This window comes from Mesorhizobium sp. KACC 23794, assembly GCF_052180275.1.
Taxonomy (GTDB): Bacteria; Pseudomonadota; Alphaproteobacteria; order Rhizobiales; family Rhizobiaceae; genus Kumtagia.
The window spans coordinates 5,554,784-5,569,144 of sequence record NZ_CP197465.1 but is presented as its reverse complement, the minus strand read 5'-3'; the positions used below and the strand labels follow the sequence as shown (position 1 = coordinate 5,569,144).

Here is a 14,361-nt window from a genome sequence, read left to right as displayed (position 1 = left end):
CGCCGGCTGGCCGGTCACGCTCTGGGAGGGCCGACCGGCTGTTCGGCTTGCAGGCCTGACTGAACTCGAAATTGTATCGCCCACCACCGTGCGGAACACGGTGGTGGGCGTCCTCCCTCTGAGGTTTATAGTTGGCGAAACGGAGGGTCGTGCCTCCGCCTTTCGTGTCGGCGACTGGTGAAAGACCTTAGCCGGCAGCCTTCAGGCGCGGCTGTACGGCGTAATATCTGCCGAACCGGTTGGCGAGGAAGCTGTCGAGGGAAATCTCCTCCTGGCGGACAAAGCCACGATCTCGCAACTTGCCATCGGCAAGCATGTCGAGAACCGCGCATATGCTCGCCGCCGTGGTGATCTGGATCGCACTGTAAAGCCTGCCGGAGATGACCTCGCTATAAACCTTGTTGGCGTAGGTCTCCTGCACGAGACGCCCGTCCTTGCGGCCGGTGACGGTCACGAAAATGACGACGACATCCTGGTTGGTGCTGGGCAGGGCCTTTTCAAGAATGTCCTTCAACACGTCGCGGCGATGGCGTAGGTCGAGATCGTTGAGCAGGGCCTTCATGATCGTCGCGTGACCCGGATAGCGGATGGTGCGGTAGTTCAGCGTGCGGACCTTGCCTTCCAGCGTCTCGCAGAGCGTGCCGAGGCCGCCCGACGTGTTGAAGGCTTCGTAGGTGACGCCGTCCAGCGCGAATTCCTCGCACTCCTCCAGCGCCGGCACATTCGTCAGCCGGCCTTCGACGATCGCCTCGCAAGGCTCGATGTATTCATTGATGACGCCGTCCGTGCTCCAGGTGAGGTTATAGTTGAGGGCATTGGATGGATACTGCGGCAGCGCGCCGACGCGCATCCGGACGGTGTCCAGCGTATCGAAGCGGTCGACGAGGTTTTTGGCGACGATGGAAATGAAGCCTGGGGCGAGGCCGCACTGCGGAACGAAGACGCTCTTCGCCCGCGCAGCGATCTCCTTGACACGCCGAGTGGATTCGACGTCCTCGGTAAGGTCGAGATAGTGGATGCCGGCCGCTGCCGCGGCCTCGGCGATGGTCGTCGTCAGATGGAACGGGGCCGCGCTGAGCACGGCGAACTTGCCGGTCATCAGGGCTTCCAGCGCGTCCTTGTCGGCGATGTCGATCTCGACGGTTGCGATCGCCTTGTGAGGCTCGACGCGATCCAGTTGATCCTGCTGCCGGTCGGCCAGGGTTACGCGGTAATCCCCGGAGCCGGCCAGCAACCGCGCGATGGTCGAGCCGATCTTGCCGGCGCCGATGACAATGACGTCTTTCATGGGATGGCCTCCGCGAGCCGTTCTGAATTTCGGAGCCAAGTATCCCGCTCATCCGTGTCGGATGACAGCGGGAGAATGTGCAATTTGCAGGTATCGAATTATCCAATTCGCCGATAAGATTATGCATTATGACGACGACTGAAAAAGACCGCCAGTTGCTGGCGTTGCTCAGCGAGAACGCCCGCGCCTCAACCTCCGAGCTGGCGCGGCGCCTCGGCCTGTCGCGCACCACTGTTCAGGCCAGGATCGAAAGGCTGGAGCGGGAAGGGGTGGTCGTCGGCTACGGCGTCAGGCTGTCCGACGAGTTCGAACGCAACATCGTCAAGGCGCATGTGCTGATCACGGCCGGCCCGAAGGCGGTGGCGCGGGTCACTGCGGAACTGGCGGCGATACCGGAAGTGCGGACGCTTCACTCGGTCAGCGGCAGCTTCGACCTGATCGCCATCGTCGCGGCACAGTCTATAAGCGAACTGGACCTCCTGATCGACCGCATCGGCGAACTGGACGGCGTAGAGCGCACGCTGTCGTCGATCATCCTGTCGACACGCATAAACAGATAGGCGGAGAGAAGCAACTTTCCGCGACTCGCAAAGATCGCGTCGCCATCAATGAGTGATCCCCGAGGCTGCGACTATAACTCTTCCGCTTAATCGTCGCTGTCGGGGATCCGATCGATGTCGTCCATTTCCGCGACGGACGAAACGATGACCGCTTCGAAAGGCGCAGTCAGGGACCACCGGACATGGCCGGGCGACTGATCCAGCAGGGCAACTCCGTTGAGCGCCTGCGGCGCCACCCGCTTCAGCACGACAGTGCCGAAACCGGTTCGCGAAGCGCTCTTCCGCTTGTCGTCCTTGTAAGGGATGGCGGTTTCTTCCCAGGTCAGCAGGAATTCACGCCGGCCCGCAAGGTTTGTCGTCACCTGCCATCCGATCGAGACGCGCCCGACATCGCTGGACAGCGCCCCGTATTTCGACGAGTTGGTCCCCAATTCGTGGAAAGCCATGCCAAGATGCTGGACGGCATTGGGCAGCAACGTCAGCAGCGGCCCAGAAAGCGAGATCTGGTCCTCGTGGCCGAACGGCTTCAAATGCTCCTGTATGACGTCGAAAAGGCTGGCGCCGGTCCATTCCGACGTGACCAGCAAATCGTGGGAGCGCGACAGGGCCATGATCCGGTCGCGGACGCGATGCTCGAAATCGTCCGGAGTGGCAGAGTGCTTGTTGGTCTCGCGGATGATCGAGAGGATTACCGCGAACTGGTTTTTGACACGATGATTCACCTCCCGCATCAGCATGCGGATGCGGCGCTCGTTTTCCTTCGCCGCCGTGATGTCGCGGGCTATCTTCGAAGCACCGATGATTTCGCCCTTGCGATTCCGGATCGGGGAAATGGTCAGCGATACCGAAATCAGCGTGCCGTCCTTGCGCCGCCGCACAGTCTCATAGCTGGCGACCCTGTCCCCCTGGCGCACGCGCGCGATGATTTCGGCTTCTTCCCCCTGAAACCGGTCGGGTATCAGGATCAGGATCGACTGCCCGACCGCCTCCTCGGCGCTGTAGCCGAAAAGCCGTTCAGCCGCCCCGTTCCAACTCGTGATGATGCTGTTGAGGTCCTTGCTGATGATCGCGTCGAACGATGAATCCACGATCGCGGCGAGCCGCGAGTCCGTGCTCTCGTCGAGCCGATCCATCATGCTGTATATTTCTGCCATGCCCGAGCCTAACAGCGCGGCCAAGCCTCGGCAATTTCATTTGACATGTCAGCGGGAACTGGAGCTGCCGGACGTCGCTTCCGTGCTGAACAGGATTGTCGGCTTGCCATATCCGCCTGTCGCGTTGGCTGGCCGTGACCACGCGACGACATCCGGATATCGTCCCGACAGGGTCATCGCCATTCGGATGGCGCATTCCTCGCTCTGCTGTTCAGCCGGCCCGAACACCGGCTGAAGATTGCCGTGTTCGTCGGGATGGAAGGCAACCACCATTATCAATTTGGACATCGAAGGCTTCGGCCGGATCGTTCAGTTTTCGGTATTCGGCGGCTATCCATGATCAATTGCCTGTAGGCGGGTGGCAGCCGTGCATCGGCTGGCCGAAGGATGGCGTGGAAGGCGGGAACGGGAAGCCGCCCTCCACGCCCTGACGGGTCATGGACACCCGTCAGATCACGATGAAGTCGAGATGGGAGATGTCGGGCGCTCCGGTGAGCGTCGCGAACCGGACATTGTCATAGACGGTGCCGGAGCCGTCCGCGTCGTAGTAGAGCGCGCCGGTCTCGGAATTGTAGATGATGCGGTCGTTGGCATCCTTGGCGCCGTCCGCGAGGTCCTTGAAGGCTGAAGCGGCGAGCGCGCCGTTGGCCAGGGTGGTAAAGATCAGGTTGTCGAGCTGAATTGTATCGGCCGCAACGTTGAAGTCGGTGACCGTGTCGACGTTGGTGCTGGCGTTCAGCGCCGAGTTGAACACGAAGATGTCCCTGCCCGAGCCACCGGTCAGGGTGTCATTTCCGGCATAACCCTTGATGACGTCGTTGCCGACGCCGCCAGTGATCCTGTTGTTGACGCGATCCCCGTTCAAGGCGTCGTTGAAGTTCGAACCGATCAAATTCTCGATGGAGTCGAAACGGTCGCCGGCCGCGTCGCCGCTGTTGATCGCCGGATTGGAAAGGCTGACGATGACCCGCGCCGCAGCGCCCGAATAGGATGCGGTATCAGCGCCCGTTCCACCCCGGAGCATGTCGGCACCCGTGCCTCCCTGGAGCGTGTCGTTGCCTGTGCCTCCGCTCAGCGTATCGTTGCCGGCGTCGCCACGAATGGCGTCATTGTTCGCCCCGCCGTCCGCCGTATCGTTGCCGCTGCCGCCGGAGATGATGTCGTTGCCGGCATCGCCACCCAAGAAGATATCGTTGCCGTTGCCGCCGTCGAGACGGTCGTCGCCGACGCCGCCGTAGAGCGTGTCGGCGCTGTCGCCGCCGCGCAGCGTGTCGTTGCCGCCGAGCCCGGAGAAGCTGATGCTTTCCGTGCCGCCGGTCATGCTGTCCGCGGCCTTGTCCGAACCGAGAAAGGACTCGATGCGATAGAAGGAATCTCCCGCCGCGGAACCGCCTGTGGCAAGCGTCCGGAGATTGATGATCGCGCCTCCCAGGCGGCTGAAATCCATGATGTCGAAGCCGAGATAGCCGTCGAAAATGTCCTGGCCCGAGCCGTCGGCGATGAGGCGGTCGCTGCCTTCACCGCCCATGATGTAGTTGCTCAGCGTGTTTCCGCTGCCGATGAAGTTGCCTTTGCCGATGTAGACCAGTTTCTCGACATTCGCCGCGAGCATGAGGTCGTCCAGCGTGGTCATGACCGTGTCGTAGCCTTCGCCGGCCAGTTCCGTGACGATATCGCCATAGCTGTCGGTGAAGTAGGTGTCGTTGCCGACGCCGCCCGTCAGTTGATCGTTGCCGATCCCGCCTTCGAGCAGATCGTCTCCGGTCTGGCCGTAGATCACATCGTCTCCGGCCTCCCCGTAGAGGCGATCGTTGCCGCCTGTGCAATTCGCGCCGGGATCGACCGAATATTCTCCGGTAATGGAGTCGTTTCCGTCCCCGCCGAAAATCAGGTCGTCGCCACCGATAAGCCTGTTCGTCGAATTGTTGAGGACGTCGCCGCTGATCGAATCGTTGCCGCCTCCGCCGGAAAGGATGTCGTTGCCGCCGATGACTGTGCCGCCGGCGTTCTGCACGTCTCCGATGATGAGGTCGCCCTGGTCGTTTCCATAAATCTCGTCGTTGCCGCCACGCAGGAAGGAGTACGAATTCATGGTCCCCGCATCGCCGACGATCTGGGCGACCGATCCTGCGCCCTGTTCGATCCGGTCGTCGCCGCCCTTGACTTCGGCGTTGTCACCCTCAACTCCGATGATGCTGATGACGTCTCCCCACACGCCGGACTGGATGGAGGTGGTGTTGACAACAATGGTGTCGTTGCCGCCGAACACTCTTCCGGATGCCAGTACCTTGTCGACGTCGCCGATGATGTGCTGTCCGAACGCCGATGCCTTGGCCGTCATGACATCCGCGCCGCCGGTGAACTCGATGGTTGGCGCTCCCGCGGTGGCGCGGCCGACAGTGATCACGTCGCCATAGGCCGTGACCTTCGCGTTGCCCAGGTCGAAGACGTCGTCGCCACCCTTGCTTGCGCCGGCGCGGGCCGCGAAACCGTCACCGAAGAGGACAAAATTCGTACCGGCAGGTGCGAAGGCGTTGGTGGCACCGACGATCACGTCATTGCCCGAGAGCAGGCTCCAGAAACTGGCGGCACTGTCATCCAAAAGGGGAGCCGATATCGCCGCGCCCTTGATGAGGATGTCGGGCACGGCCGCATTGTTGTTGCCGACATCGATCGCGATCTCTGTGACGAGACCGCCCGTCGCGCGGCCGTTTCCGTCGAACTCCAGGCCAGCGCCGGTCAGGTCTAGATCGTTGCCGGCCGGCGACAGCCAGCTCCAGGATGTCGGGGTGAGGCCACCGTCCGCCGTTCCGTAAGCGACGAGATCGGGATGGGTCATGTCGACCGATGCTTGAGCCTTGGAGAGATCAAGGGTTGCCATTCGTGGTCAATTCCTATCGAAAAAGTTAATCTGCCGGCGCACAGGTGCACGGCCACAACAGCGTGGATTGGAAGTTTGCAAGTCGGTCAGCGGGACCAGAGATGCATTCGAAAAGTATGTGCTTGCCGCACAGGCCGAGGTCGATCCACCACCGGAGGGCGGAAAGGCCTCGCATTCCAGTACCTGGTATTGACGGAACCCCGTCCCGATTTAGCGCTTCACCTAGTCAAGGTTCGCGCAAGAAATTGGTTTCGCAGAGAAATTTCTGGTCATGTCGTCTCCATGGTCGTCGCACCGGAGCGCTCGCGAAAGCCGATCGTCCTGATTGTAGCCAGGACATCCACGCGACGAGTTGGGTCGCGCCCGGTATCGCCGGACAAATCAGGCAAGTAGCCCGGCTGAAGAGCCGTGGTTTTGCGTCATTGACGTTGCGAATTCCAACGAATAAGTGGAATGTATAACATTAGCGAACCTTATGGACATTGATCTCTACAAATCGTTCCTTGCGATCTACGACACGGGCAGCTTCACACGGGCCGCCCGTGAAGTGGGCCGCACTCAATCCGCCATCAGTCAGCAGATCAGGCGGCTGGAGGAAACACTCGGCAGGCCGCTTTTCACCCGCGCCGCTGGGAATGTCGAACTGACCGAGTACGGAAAGTCCCTGCTCGGCTTCGCCAGGGACATCGTGGAGACCCACACGGAGGCGCTGGCCGCCTTCAGCAGGGGATCGTTCCAGGGTCTGGTGGTTCTCGGCATTCCGGACGGCTACGTGAAACGGGTCATGCGGGGGATGCTGCTCGAATTCACCGCGCTCTATCCCGAGGCCACCGTCAATGTCGTCATCGACGATTCACCCGGACTGGCGCGCCGCATCGCGGACGGCTCCGTCGACCTGACCTTCCTGACCGAAGGCAACTGGCCCATGCGCGGTGAGGTCGTCTTCAACGACAGGCTGGTGATTGCCGGTCCCGCGACGGGCGACCTCCACAAAGCCGATCCGCTACCGCTCGCTGCCTGGGACGAGCGCGCCTTCGATCATCGGCTGATGATCGAAGCGCTCGAAGGGATGAACCGCCGCTACCACATCGCCTGCATCTGCCGAAGCGTCTACGGCAAGCATGTGGCGATGACCGCTGGACTATGCGCGTCCGTGATGGTCGAGAGCAGCCTCATCGAGGGCGAGAGGGCCTACCTTCCAGAGGACGGCTTTCCGGTGTTGAGCAATGTCGCCGTCCGTCTCGAGCGCTCGCACCTGAAGAAATCCCAGGTCATCGACAGGCTGGAACGCCACCTTCTCGAGCATTTTTCCACGTAGGAGAACCGACGATCGGGGTTGCCGCCGGCAGGCGGCTAGCCGGCGATCATTCCAAGGCTATCCAGGCTGCGTCGCAAGCGTTGAGTCGCGCCACGGCCAAGCGATATGGGCGCGATGCCGTTGCCGAGCGAAAAGCTGCACCGTCCGCCGTCCAGCCATTCGACCGTATCCAGCAGGGACAGATTGACGATCAGCGAACGGCCGACGCGGAAGAACGGCGGCGTCGGCAACTGGGCCTCGAAGTGCCGCAGCAGCCGGCAGACCAGATACTCCCGCTCTCCACTAAGGAAGATCCGGGTAAAATCCTCCTCTGCCTTCAACAGGGCGATCTTGCCAAGCGGTAGGATCACCGACTGGCCGTCGATGCGCAGATGCAGGCGCTGTTCCTGAAAACGGTTCGTCTCGACCGAATCCGCTTGCCGCCGGGGTTCGGCAGGGCTCAAGGCGGACTGCCGCCGGCGTAGCCGGTCGATGGTAACGGCCAGACGGTCCGGATCGACCGGCTTGAGCAGAAAATCGAGCGCCGCGACGTCAAAGGCCTTCAACGCATAGAGGTCGTGCGCGGTAACGAAAACGACGGCGGGCGGCGGCGACAACTGTTCGATCACCTCGAAGCCCAGGCCGTCGGCCAACTCGACGTCGAGGAAAAGGGCGTCGGGGTGCAGCGCAAGCGCCATCTGCCTTGCCTGCTCGACATTGCCGGCCTCTCCGATGATCTCGGCGTCCGCATGCGCGCGCATCAGGTGGCGCAGTCCGCGCCGCGCCGGAGGCTCGTCATCGACAAGCATCACACGAAGCATGCCGCTCCCCTCAGCGTTAGCCGGGCAACCACCGACGAACCGTCCTGCGTCAGCGACAATTCGTGGCGCTGCGGATAATGCAGTTCCAGCCGCCGCCGTGTGTTCGCCAGCCCGACGGCCGGACGGGCATCCATATGTGCCGACAGGCTTCCGGGATTGATGACCTCGATCAGGGTCGTGTCGTCATTCGTCCGGCGCACGGAAACACGCACCCGTAGCGTCTCGGCGGGAGAGCGGAGGCCATGCTTGATCGCATTTTCCACGAGGCCCTGGACGACCAGATGCGGCACCGCCACCGACCTTGCAGCCGGATCGACCTGGATAGCACAATGCAGGCGATCCTCGAACCGAAGCTCCTGGATACGCACATAGGCCCGCACGGCTTCGATCTCGTCCGCCAGCGGACACACCTGCCTGTTGTGGCGCTCCAGCGAATAGCGGAGATAGGCGGCGATGCGCCGGGTCATCTCCAGTGCAGCCTCGGGGCGCTCCGGAATTTCGGCTGCAACGGTGTTCAGCGCGTTGAACAGGAAATGGGGATCGAGTTGCAGCCGCAGGTGCTGCAGTTCGGCGCGCATGGCGGTCGCCTCGGCCTCGCTGCGTTGCGCCCGTTCGGTGCGCGCCGCCATTTCCGCGCGCACCCAGAAATAGGCGATGAACCAGGCCAGGAAGATCGCGCTGTAGTAGATCGCGGGGATCGCCGGCTCCTCCGCCATGGCGGACGAGAAGTGGGGGAACAGATGGTTCTTGATTGCCGCGGCGAAAACCATCTGCAACAAGCCGCCGAGGATCGAACATGCCAGCACGACGACTGCCATCATTGCCGGCGCCAATCTGGAATGTGTCAGGAACGTCTTGTGCGCCACGGCAGTCAGGGTGAAGCCTGCGAGGTCGAGGCCGATCGTCAGGGCGGTGGCCAGCGGCACGCTGTCGAAGGTCACGATACGGGATATGAAGCCGAAAAGGGCGATGAACAGCCAGGCGACCGTATGAACGAACCAGAAGGATCGATCGCCGGCATGTCCGGCAAACGGAATTGCTGCCCCAGGGGGCCCGGTGCCATCCGAGGCGGTGTGGGAAGCGTAGGACGCCTCCGCGTTCATGCGGCGCAGCCTTTTCGAAGCGGGGTCTTCGTCGATCGGTTCATTCGTTTGCACGTCGTTCCATCGACCGAATCGGCCCGTCCGCCGATTCTCGCATGCATTCCGCAGCGGCAGGCCTGTAATATCATGCACGGTATTGCTTGTGTGCGGAGATTGAGGGGGGCGGGGTAGGCACGCTACATAACCATGCTGGCGGGGCTGCCGCCGGACATCTACCTCGTGCTCTGCTGGTTTCTCGGTCAGCCGGATGTCTATCAGCACAACAGATCGACGGCGCCGGCCACGGGGCCATGGAGAAGTTGGGTGAGACATCGCCCCGCACTTGCAACGGGCGCCCGGCAGGGTCATAACGGGCCGAATTCCGCGAGGCGCCGTTTCGGTGCCGGTCGGCCGAGGGATGCGATGAAAGACTTCCTTGTCCAGTTCTTCACTTGGTGGAACGGCCAGACGCTCGGCACGCGCTTCCATACGTGGCGGCACGGCAGCAAGGTCGGCCAGGACGAATCCGGCAACACCTACTACGAAGGTGGAACGGATTCGGAGGGCCGTACGCGCCGCTGGGTGATCTACAACGGGCTCGCCGAGGCGTCCGCCATCCCGCCGGGCTGGCATGGCTGGATGCACCATCGCGTCGACGTCGCGCCTTCGCAAGAAAACTACAAGCCGCGCGAATGGCAGAAGCCGCATCAGCCAAACCTGACCGGCAGCCCCGCGGCGTACCGTCCGCCAGGTTCGCTCGCCAACGGTTCGCACCGGCCGCAGGTCACCGGCGACTACGATGCTTGGACGCCGGGCGGTTGAGTTTGCCTGCCGGGTCCGTTATCGCCACAATCCGGAATTAACCGCATGTTGACCATGACGGCCCGATAAGGCCCATTGGTCGTCTGGCAACCCCTTTCCGGATTCGTCCGCATGATCTTTTCCATGAAACGGAGCAGCGCGGGCCTGGCGGCATTGCTGGGAGCCGGCGTGACGCTGTTTGCAGCTATCCAGCCTGCCTTGGCGGAGCGCATCGCCAACCCGGTCGCCGAATTCACCGGCGTCGACAAGATCACCGGCCGCATCATCACTTTCGACGTCTACATCAACGAGACCGTTCAATTCGGTGCACTGCAGGTTACGCCGCGCGTCTGCTACTCGCGGGCGAAGGAGGAGGAGCCGAAGACCGACTCCTTCGTCGAGGTCGACGAGATCACGCTGGACCGTAAGATCAGGCGTATCTTCACCGGCTGGATGTTCGCCGAAAGCCCAGGCCTCAACGCCGTCGAGCACGCCGTCTACGACGTGTGGCTGAAAAGCTGCAAGCAGAGTTCCGACGTGCCGGCGCCGGAAACGCCGAAGACGAACTGAAATCGGCCCATCAGCTACGGATAGAACGTCGCCGTCGATTCCAGCGCTTCGGCCAGCAGCATCTCGTATTTGCGGCGCGGCACATCGACCGCGCCGAAGCGCTTCAGGTGTTCGGTGGTGAACTGCGTGTCGAGCAGGACAAACTTGCGCTCGCGCAGGCGTTCCACAAGTCGCACGAGGCAGACCTTCGACGCATCCGTCTCGCGCGAAAACATGCTTTCGCCAAAGAAAGCCCGGCCGAGCGTTACGCCATAGAGCCCGCCGACCAGTCGGCCTTCACGCCACGCTTCCACCGAATGGGCGTGGCCGATGCGGTTGAGTTCGATATAGGCCTCGCGGATCGGCGCGTTGATCCATGTCGAATTGCGGCCCTCGCGCTCTTCCGCGCAAGCGTCGATGACCCCGGCAAAATCGGCGTCGATGCGGATGTCGAAGAGGCCTTGCCGCACGACCTTGCGCAGGCTTTTGGAGACATGGAAGGCGTTCAAGGGGATTATGCCCCGCGCCTCGGGGCGGACCCAGAACACTTCCGGGTCGTCGGCGCTTTCGGCCATCGGGAATACGCCGGTCGCGTAGGCCTTCAGCAACAGGTCGGTCGGAATGCGGTGGCCGGGCGCGAACGGGCGTGTCATCGGCCGAACTGCATCAATCGCTTTCCGCGAGGTATTTTTCCAGCCAGTGGATATCGTAGTCGCCATTGGCGATGTCGATGTTGCCGATCAGGTCGCGGAACAGCGGCAGCGTCGTCTTGATGCCGTCGACGACGAACTCGTCGAGCGCGCGACGCAGCCGCATCATGCATTCGACGCGGTTGCGCCCATGCACGATCAGCTTGCCGATCAGGCTGTCGTAGTAGGGCGGGATGCGGTAGCCGGAATAGACGCCGGAATCGACGCGGATGCCAAGCCCGCCAGGCGTATGGAAATGTGTGATCGTGCCGGGCGAGGGGACAAAGGTGCGCGGGTCCTCGGCGTTGATGCGGCACTCGATGGCGTGGCCCTGGAACTTCACCTCCGCCTGCGTCACCGAAAGGCCGCCGCCGGAGGCGACGCGGATCTGCTCGTGCACGAGGTCGAGGCCGGTGATCGCTTCGGTGACCGGATGCTCGACCTGAAGCCGCGTGTTCATCTCGATGAAATAGAACTCGCCGTCCTCGTAGAGGAACTCGATCGTGCCGGCGCCGGAATAGCCGAGATCAGCCACCGCCTTAGCGCAGATGTCGCCGATGCGGGCGCGCTCCTCGGCATTCAGGGCCGGCGAGAAGGCTTCTTCCCAGACCTTCTGGTGACGGCGCTGCAGTGAACAATCGCGCTCGCCGAGATGGATGCCCTTGCCGTCGCCGTCGCCGAACACCTGCAACTCGATGTGGCGCGGCTTTTCCAGATATTTCTCTATGTAGACCGAATCATTGCCGAACGCCGCTCCCGCCTCGGTGCTCGCGGTCTGCAACGCCTCGATCAGGTCGTCCTCGGTGCGGGCCACCTTCATGCCGCGCCCGCCGCCGCCGGCGGTCGCCTTGATGATCACGGGATAGCCGATGTCGGCGGCAATGCGTTTTGCCTCGACTTCGTCGGTGACCGCCCCGTCCGAGCCGGGCACGCAGGGGATGCCGAGCCGCTTGGCGGTGCGCTTGGCCTCGATCTTGTCGCCCATGATGCGGATGTGATCGGCCGAGGGGCCGATGAAGGTGATGTGGTGAGCCGCGAGGATGTCGGCGAATTTCGCATTCTCCGACAGGAAGCCGTAGCCGGGATGCACGGCGTCAGCGCCGGTGATCTCGCAGGCGGCGACGATCTGGTGGATGTTGAGGTAGCTGTCGCGCGACGGCGGCGGGCCGATGCAGACGCTTTCGTCGGCAAGCCTGACATGCATGGCGTCGGCGTCTGCGGTGGAGTGGACGACGACCGTCTTGATGCCGAGTTCCTTGGCCGCGCGGAGCACCCTGAGGGCGATCTCGCCCCGGTTGGCGATGAGGATCTTCTGGAACATCGGTGCCACGGCCTATTCGATCACGACGAGCGGCATGCCGTATTCGACGGGTTGCGCATCCTCGATGAGGATCGCCGTGACAGTCCCGGCGCGCGGCGATGGAATCTGGTTCATCGTCTTCATGGCTTCGATGATCAGCAGCGTCTGGCCCTCGCGCACCACCTGGCCGATCTCGACAAAGGCCTTGGCGTCCGGGGAGGGCGACAAATAGGCGGTGCCGACCATCGGCGATGTGACGGCATTCTTCGACAGGTCGGCGGGCGAGGGGCCCGCCACCGGCGCAGCCGCGACCACCACCGGCGAGACCGCGGGCAGGGCCGGCGCGTAGGCCTGGATAGGCGCGGCATGACGGGCGACGCGCACCTTCAGGTCTCCGAGTTCCACCTCGATCTCGGAAAGATTGGTGTCGTTCAGGATCCCGGCGAGATCGCGGATGAGCTGCTGGTCAACATCCGTTTTCTTTGTCGACATGTCGAAACCTTTTTCCTTGTTCTCGCGCGGTTCTACAGCCGCGCAGCGATGGCTTGCAGCGCGAGCGTGTAGCCGAGCGGGCCGAAGCCGCAGATCATGCCGATCGCGACCGGCGCGATCATCGATTTATGGCGAAACGCCTCGCGGGCGTGAATGTTCGAAAGATGCACTTCCACGACCGGCAGGGGCGTCATCGCACGGATGGCGTCGTGCAGGGCGATCGAGGTGTGGGTGTAGGCGCCTGCATTGAGCACGACGCCAACGGCCTTGTCGCCGGCTTCATGCAGCCAGTCGACAAGGGCGCCCTCATGGTTGGACTGGCGGAAGTCGACAGCGAGCCCAAGCGGCCCGGCGGCGGCCACGCAATCGGCCTCGATATCGGCCAGCGTCCTGCCGCCATAGATTCCCGGCTCGCGCTTGCCCAGCGTGTTGAGGTTGGGACCGTTCAGGACGAAGACCGTCTTCAATCAATACACCTTGAGTCGCGCGCGAAAAACCCCGGCCGCGCGGCGCCTTCTATAGACGGCATAGCCGGCGCCGGAAAGAGCGCAAGCGTGTTGTTTGGCTGTCCACAATCCGCTGGCGTCGATAGGCGGCCTCAGCACGCCTTGCTGGCGCAGGCTGCCTTGGCGGAGGCGATCTTCTCCATCAGGACATCCTTGCCGAGCGCGCCGAACACGACCTCTTCGCCCACCACATAGGACGGCGTGCCGGTGATTGCGAGCTTGTTGGCGAGATCGTAGGTTTTGGCGAAAGCATCGGTGATCGCCGGGTTCTTCATCTCCTCGCGCAGCTTCGCCTCGTCCGCGCCGAGCGACACCGCGATCTTGATGGCGGCGGCCTCGGTGGCGCGGCTCTTGCTGCCGAGAAGCTGGTTGTGGAACTCGCCGTATTTCTCCGGCATCAGCGTGTTGAAGGCCTGCGAGACGACATGCGCCTTCTGCGAATCCGGTCCGAGGATCGGGAATTCCTTCAGCACGAAGCGCAGGTCGGGGTCGGCTTCCGTCAGCGCCAGCATGTCTTCCTGGGCGCGTTTGCAGAAGCCGCAATTGTAATCGTAGAACTCGACGATCGTCACCTTGCCGTTGGGATTGCCGACAACGCCGTCATGCGCCGAATTGAAGATGTCGCCCTTGGCGTCGTCGATGACCTGCAGGTTGGCGACACGCTGCTCTTCCTTCTGCTTGGTTTCGAGCGCCGCTTGCACCTCGATCATCACTTCCGGATTTGCCAGCAGGTACTCGCGCACGATGCGCTCGACCTCGGGCCGGTCGAGTACGGCCTCCGACATCATCGCCTGCGGCGCGGCGTCCGCCACGGCGGCCGGTCTTCCGGCGATGAAGCCGATCGCCAGCATGGCGAAAGCGACCGCGACGCCCGTCGTGCCAAGTAGGATTGCCTTGTTCATCGATCTGTCTCCCGCCGCGGCGTCGCTTGCGCGACCGGC

15 protein-coding genes are annotated in these 14,361 nt (G+C 62.8%); 4 read left to right on the top strand and 11 right to left on the bottom strand.

Annotated features, from left to right (window positions below; all coding sequences use genetic code 11):
* Positions 1-187 precede the first annotated feature (187 nt).
* Positions 188-1,288: a saccharopine dehydrogenase C-terminal domain-containing protein gene (locus tag ACSBOB_RS27200; protein WP_442579165.1), complete on the bottom strand. Its 1,101-nt coding sequence runs from the start codon at positions 1,286-1,288 to the stop codon at positions 188-190.
* Between the two features lie 128 nt (positions 1,289-1,416).
* Here ACSBOB_RS27200 and ACSBOB_RS27195 point away from each other — a divergent pair, with 128 nt between their 5' ends.
* The gene (locus tag ACSBOB_RS27195; RefSeq protein ID WP_442579164.1) at positions 1,417-1,848 is read left to right on the top strand and encodes an Lrp/AsnC family transcriptional regulator; all 432 of its coding nucleotides are present in this window, start codon (positions 1,417-1,419) and stop codon (positions 1,846-1,848) included.
* 86 nt (positions 1,849-1,934) lie between these two features.
* On the opposite strand, the gene ACSBOB_RS27190 is transcribed toward ACSBOB_RS27195, so the two are convergent.
* The 3 genes from ACSBOB_RS27190 to ACSBOB_RS27180 all read right to left on the bottom strand — a co-directional run bounded on the left by ACSBOB_RS27190 (position 1,935) and on the right by ACSBOB_RS27180 (position 5,883).
* The gene (locus tag ACSBOB_RS27190; protein WP_442579163.1) at positions 1,935-2,984 is read right to left on the bottom strand and encodes a PAS domain S-box protein; all 1,050 of its coding nucleotides are present in this window, start codon (positions 2,982-2,984) and stop codon (positions 1,935-1,937) included.
* A 66-nt stretch (positions 2,985-3,050) separates the two neighbouring features.
* Entirely contained in the window at positions 3,051-3,290 is a 240-nt protein-coding gene (locus ACSBOB_RS27185) for a hypothetical protein (RefSeq protein WP_442579162.1), read from the bottom strand.
* A 160-nt stretch (positions 3,291-3,450) separates the two neighbouring features.
* Positions 3,451-5,883, bottom strand: coding sequence for a calcium-binding protein (locus ACSBOB_RS27180; RefSeq protein WP_442579161.1), 2,433 nt, complete (start codon positions 5,881-5,883; stop codon positions 3,451-3,453).
* A 475-nt stretch (positions 5,884-6,358) separates the two neighbouring features.
* Between ACSBOB_RS27180 and ACSBOB_RS27175 the strand changes: the two genes are divergently transcribed.
* Positions 6,359-7,201 (top strand): LysR family transcriptional regulator, encoded by an 843-nt coding sequence (locus tag ACSBOB_RS27175; protein ID WP_442579160.1) that lies wholly within the window; start codon positions 6,359-6,361, stop codon positions 7,199-7,201.
* 35 nt (positions 7,202-7,236) lie between these two features.
* On the opposite strand, the gene ACSBOB_RS27170 is transcribed toward ACSBOB_RS27175, so the two are convergent.
* Both ACSBOB_RS27170 and ACSBOB_RS27165 read right to left on the bottom strand, forming a co-directional pair.
* Positions 7,237-7,941, bottom strand: a complete 705-nt coding sequence (locus tag ACSBOB_RS27170; protein ID WP_442583843.1) for a LytR/AlgR family response regulator transcription factor — start codon at positions 7,939-7,941, stop codon at positions 7,237-7,239.
* Between the two features lie 47 nt (positions 7,942-7,988).
* Positions 7,989-9,158: a sensor histidine kinase gene (locus ACSBOB_RS27165; protein ID WP_442579159.1), complete on the bottom strand. Its 1,170-nt coding sequence runs from the start codon at positions 9,156-9,158 to the stop codon at positions 7,989-7,991.
* Between the two features lie 348 nt (positions 9,159-9,506).
* Here ACSBOB_RS27165 and ACSBOB_RS27160 point away from each other — a divergent pair, with 348 nt between their 5' ends.
* Both ACSBOB_RS27160 and ACSBOB_RS27155 read left to right on the top strand, forming a co-directional pair.
* On the top strand, positions 9,507-9,905 hold the full coding sequence (locus ACSBOB_RS27160) for an NADH:ubiquinone oxidoreductase subunit NDUFA12 (RefSeq protein WP_442579158.1): 399 nt from the start codon (positions 9,507-9,509) through the stop codon (positions 9,903-9,905).
* Positions 9,906-10,028: 123 nt separating this feature from the next.
* Positions 10,029-10,454 carry a DUF2155 domain-containing protein gene (locus ACSBOB_RS27155; RefSeq protein ID WP_442579157.1) on the top strand — a complete coding sequence of 142 codons (426 nt, stop codon included), beginning with the start codon at positions 10,029-10,031 and terminating at the stop codon, positions 10,452-10,454.
* A gap of 14 nt (positions 10,455-10,468) precedes the next feature.
* On the opposite strand, the gene aat is transcribed toward ACSBOB_RS27155, so the two are convergent.
* The 5 genes from aat to ACSBOB_RS27130 form a co-directional block, all read right to left on the bottom strand.
* Positions 10,469-11,086 carry a leucyl/phenylalanyl-tRNA--protein transferase gene (gene aat, locus ACSBOB_RS27150; protein WP_442579156.1) on the bottom strand — a complete coding sequence of 206 codons (618 nt, stop codon included), beginning with the start codon at positions 11,084-11,086 and terminating at the stop codon, positions 10,469-10,471.
* A 13-nt stretch (positions 11,087-11,099) separates the two neighbouring features.
* Positions 11,100-12,443, bottom strand: a complete 1,344-nt coding sequence (gene accC, locus ACSBOB_RS27145; RefSeq protein WP_442583842.1) for an acetyl-CoA carboxylase biotin carboxylase subunit — start codon at positions 12,441-12,443, stop codon at positions 11,100-11,102.
* A gap of 12 nt (positions 12,444-12,455) precedes the next feature.
* A complete protein-coding gene (gene accB, locus ACSBOB_RS27140) occupies positions 12,456-12,914 on the bottom strand; it encodes an acetyl-CoA carboxylase biotin carboxyl carrier protein (RefSeq protein ID WP_442579155.1) in 459 nt (152 codons plus the stop codon).
* A gap of 32 nt (positions 12,915-12,946) precedes the next feature.
* Complete coding sequence (gene aroQ, locus ACSBOB_RS27135) at positions 12,947-13,381, bottom strand: type II 3-dehydroquinate dehydratase (RefSeq protein ID WP_442579154.1); 435 nt, start codon at positions 13,379-13,381, stop codon at positions 12,947-12,949.
* Positions 13,382-13,512: 131 nt separating this feature from the next.
* Positions 13,513-14,322, bottom strand: a complete 810-nt coding sequence (locus ACSBOB_RS27130; RefSeq protein ID WP_442579153.1) for a DsbA family protein — start codon at positions 14,320-14,322, stop codon at positions 13,513-13,515.
* Positions 14,323-14,361: the final 39 nt, after the last annotated feature.

Coding starts and splice junctions, on each gene's coding strand:
- ACSBOB_RS27200 (WP_442579165.1), bottom strand. CDS start 1,288: ATGAAAGACGTCATTGTCATCGGCGCCGGCAAGATCGGCTCGACCATC.
- ACSBOB_RS27195 (WP_442579164.1), top strand. CDS start 1,417: ATGACGACGACTGAAAAAGACCGCCAGTTGCTGGCGTTGCTCAGCGAG.
- ACSBOB_RS27190 (WP_442579163.1), bottom strand. CDS start 2,984: ATGATGGATCGGCTCGACGAGAGCACGGACTCGCGGCTCGCCGCGATC.
- ACSBOB_RS27185 (WP_442579162.1), bottom strand. CDS start 3,290: ATGTCCAAATTGATAATGGTGGTTGCCTTCCATCCCGACGAACACGGC.
- ACSBOB_RS27180 (WP_442579161.1), bottom strand. CDS start 5,883: ATGGCAACCCTTGATCTCTCCAAGGCTCAAGCATCGGTCGACATGACC.
- ACSBOB_RS27175 (WP_442579160.1), top strand. CDS start 6,359: ATGGACATTGATCTCTACAAATCGTTCCTTGCGATCTACGACACGGGC.
- ACSBOB_RS27170 (WP_442583843.1), bottom strand. CDS start 7,941: ATGCGCGCGCATGCGGACGCCGAGATCATCGGAGAGGCCGGCAATGTC.
- ACSBOB_RS27160 (WP_442579158.1), top strand. CDS start 9,507: ATGAAAGACTTCCTTGTCCAGTTCTTCACTTGGTGGAACGGCCAGACG.
- ACSBOB_RS27155 (WP_442579157.1), top strand. CDS start 10,029: ATGAAACGGAGCAGCGCGGGCCTGGCGGCATTGCTGGGAGCCGGCGTG.
- aat (WP_442579156.1), bottom strand. CDS start 11,086: ATGACACGCCCGTTCGCGCCCGGCCACCGCATTCCGACCGACCTGTTG.
- accC (WP_442583842.1), bottom strand. CDS start 12,443: ATGTTCCAGAAGATCCTCATCGCCAACCGGGGCGAGATCGCCCTCAGG.
- accB (WP_442579155.1), bottom strand. CDS start 12,914: ATGTCGACAAAGAAAACGGATGTTGACCAGCAGCTCATCCGCGATCTC.
- ACSBOB_RS27130 (WP_442579153.1), bottom strand. CDS start 14,322: ATGAACAAGGCAATCCTACTTGGCACGACGGGCGTCGCGGTCGCTTTC.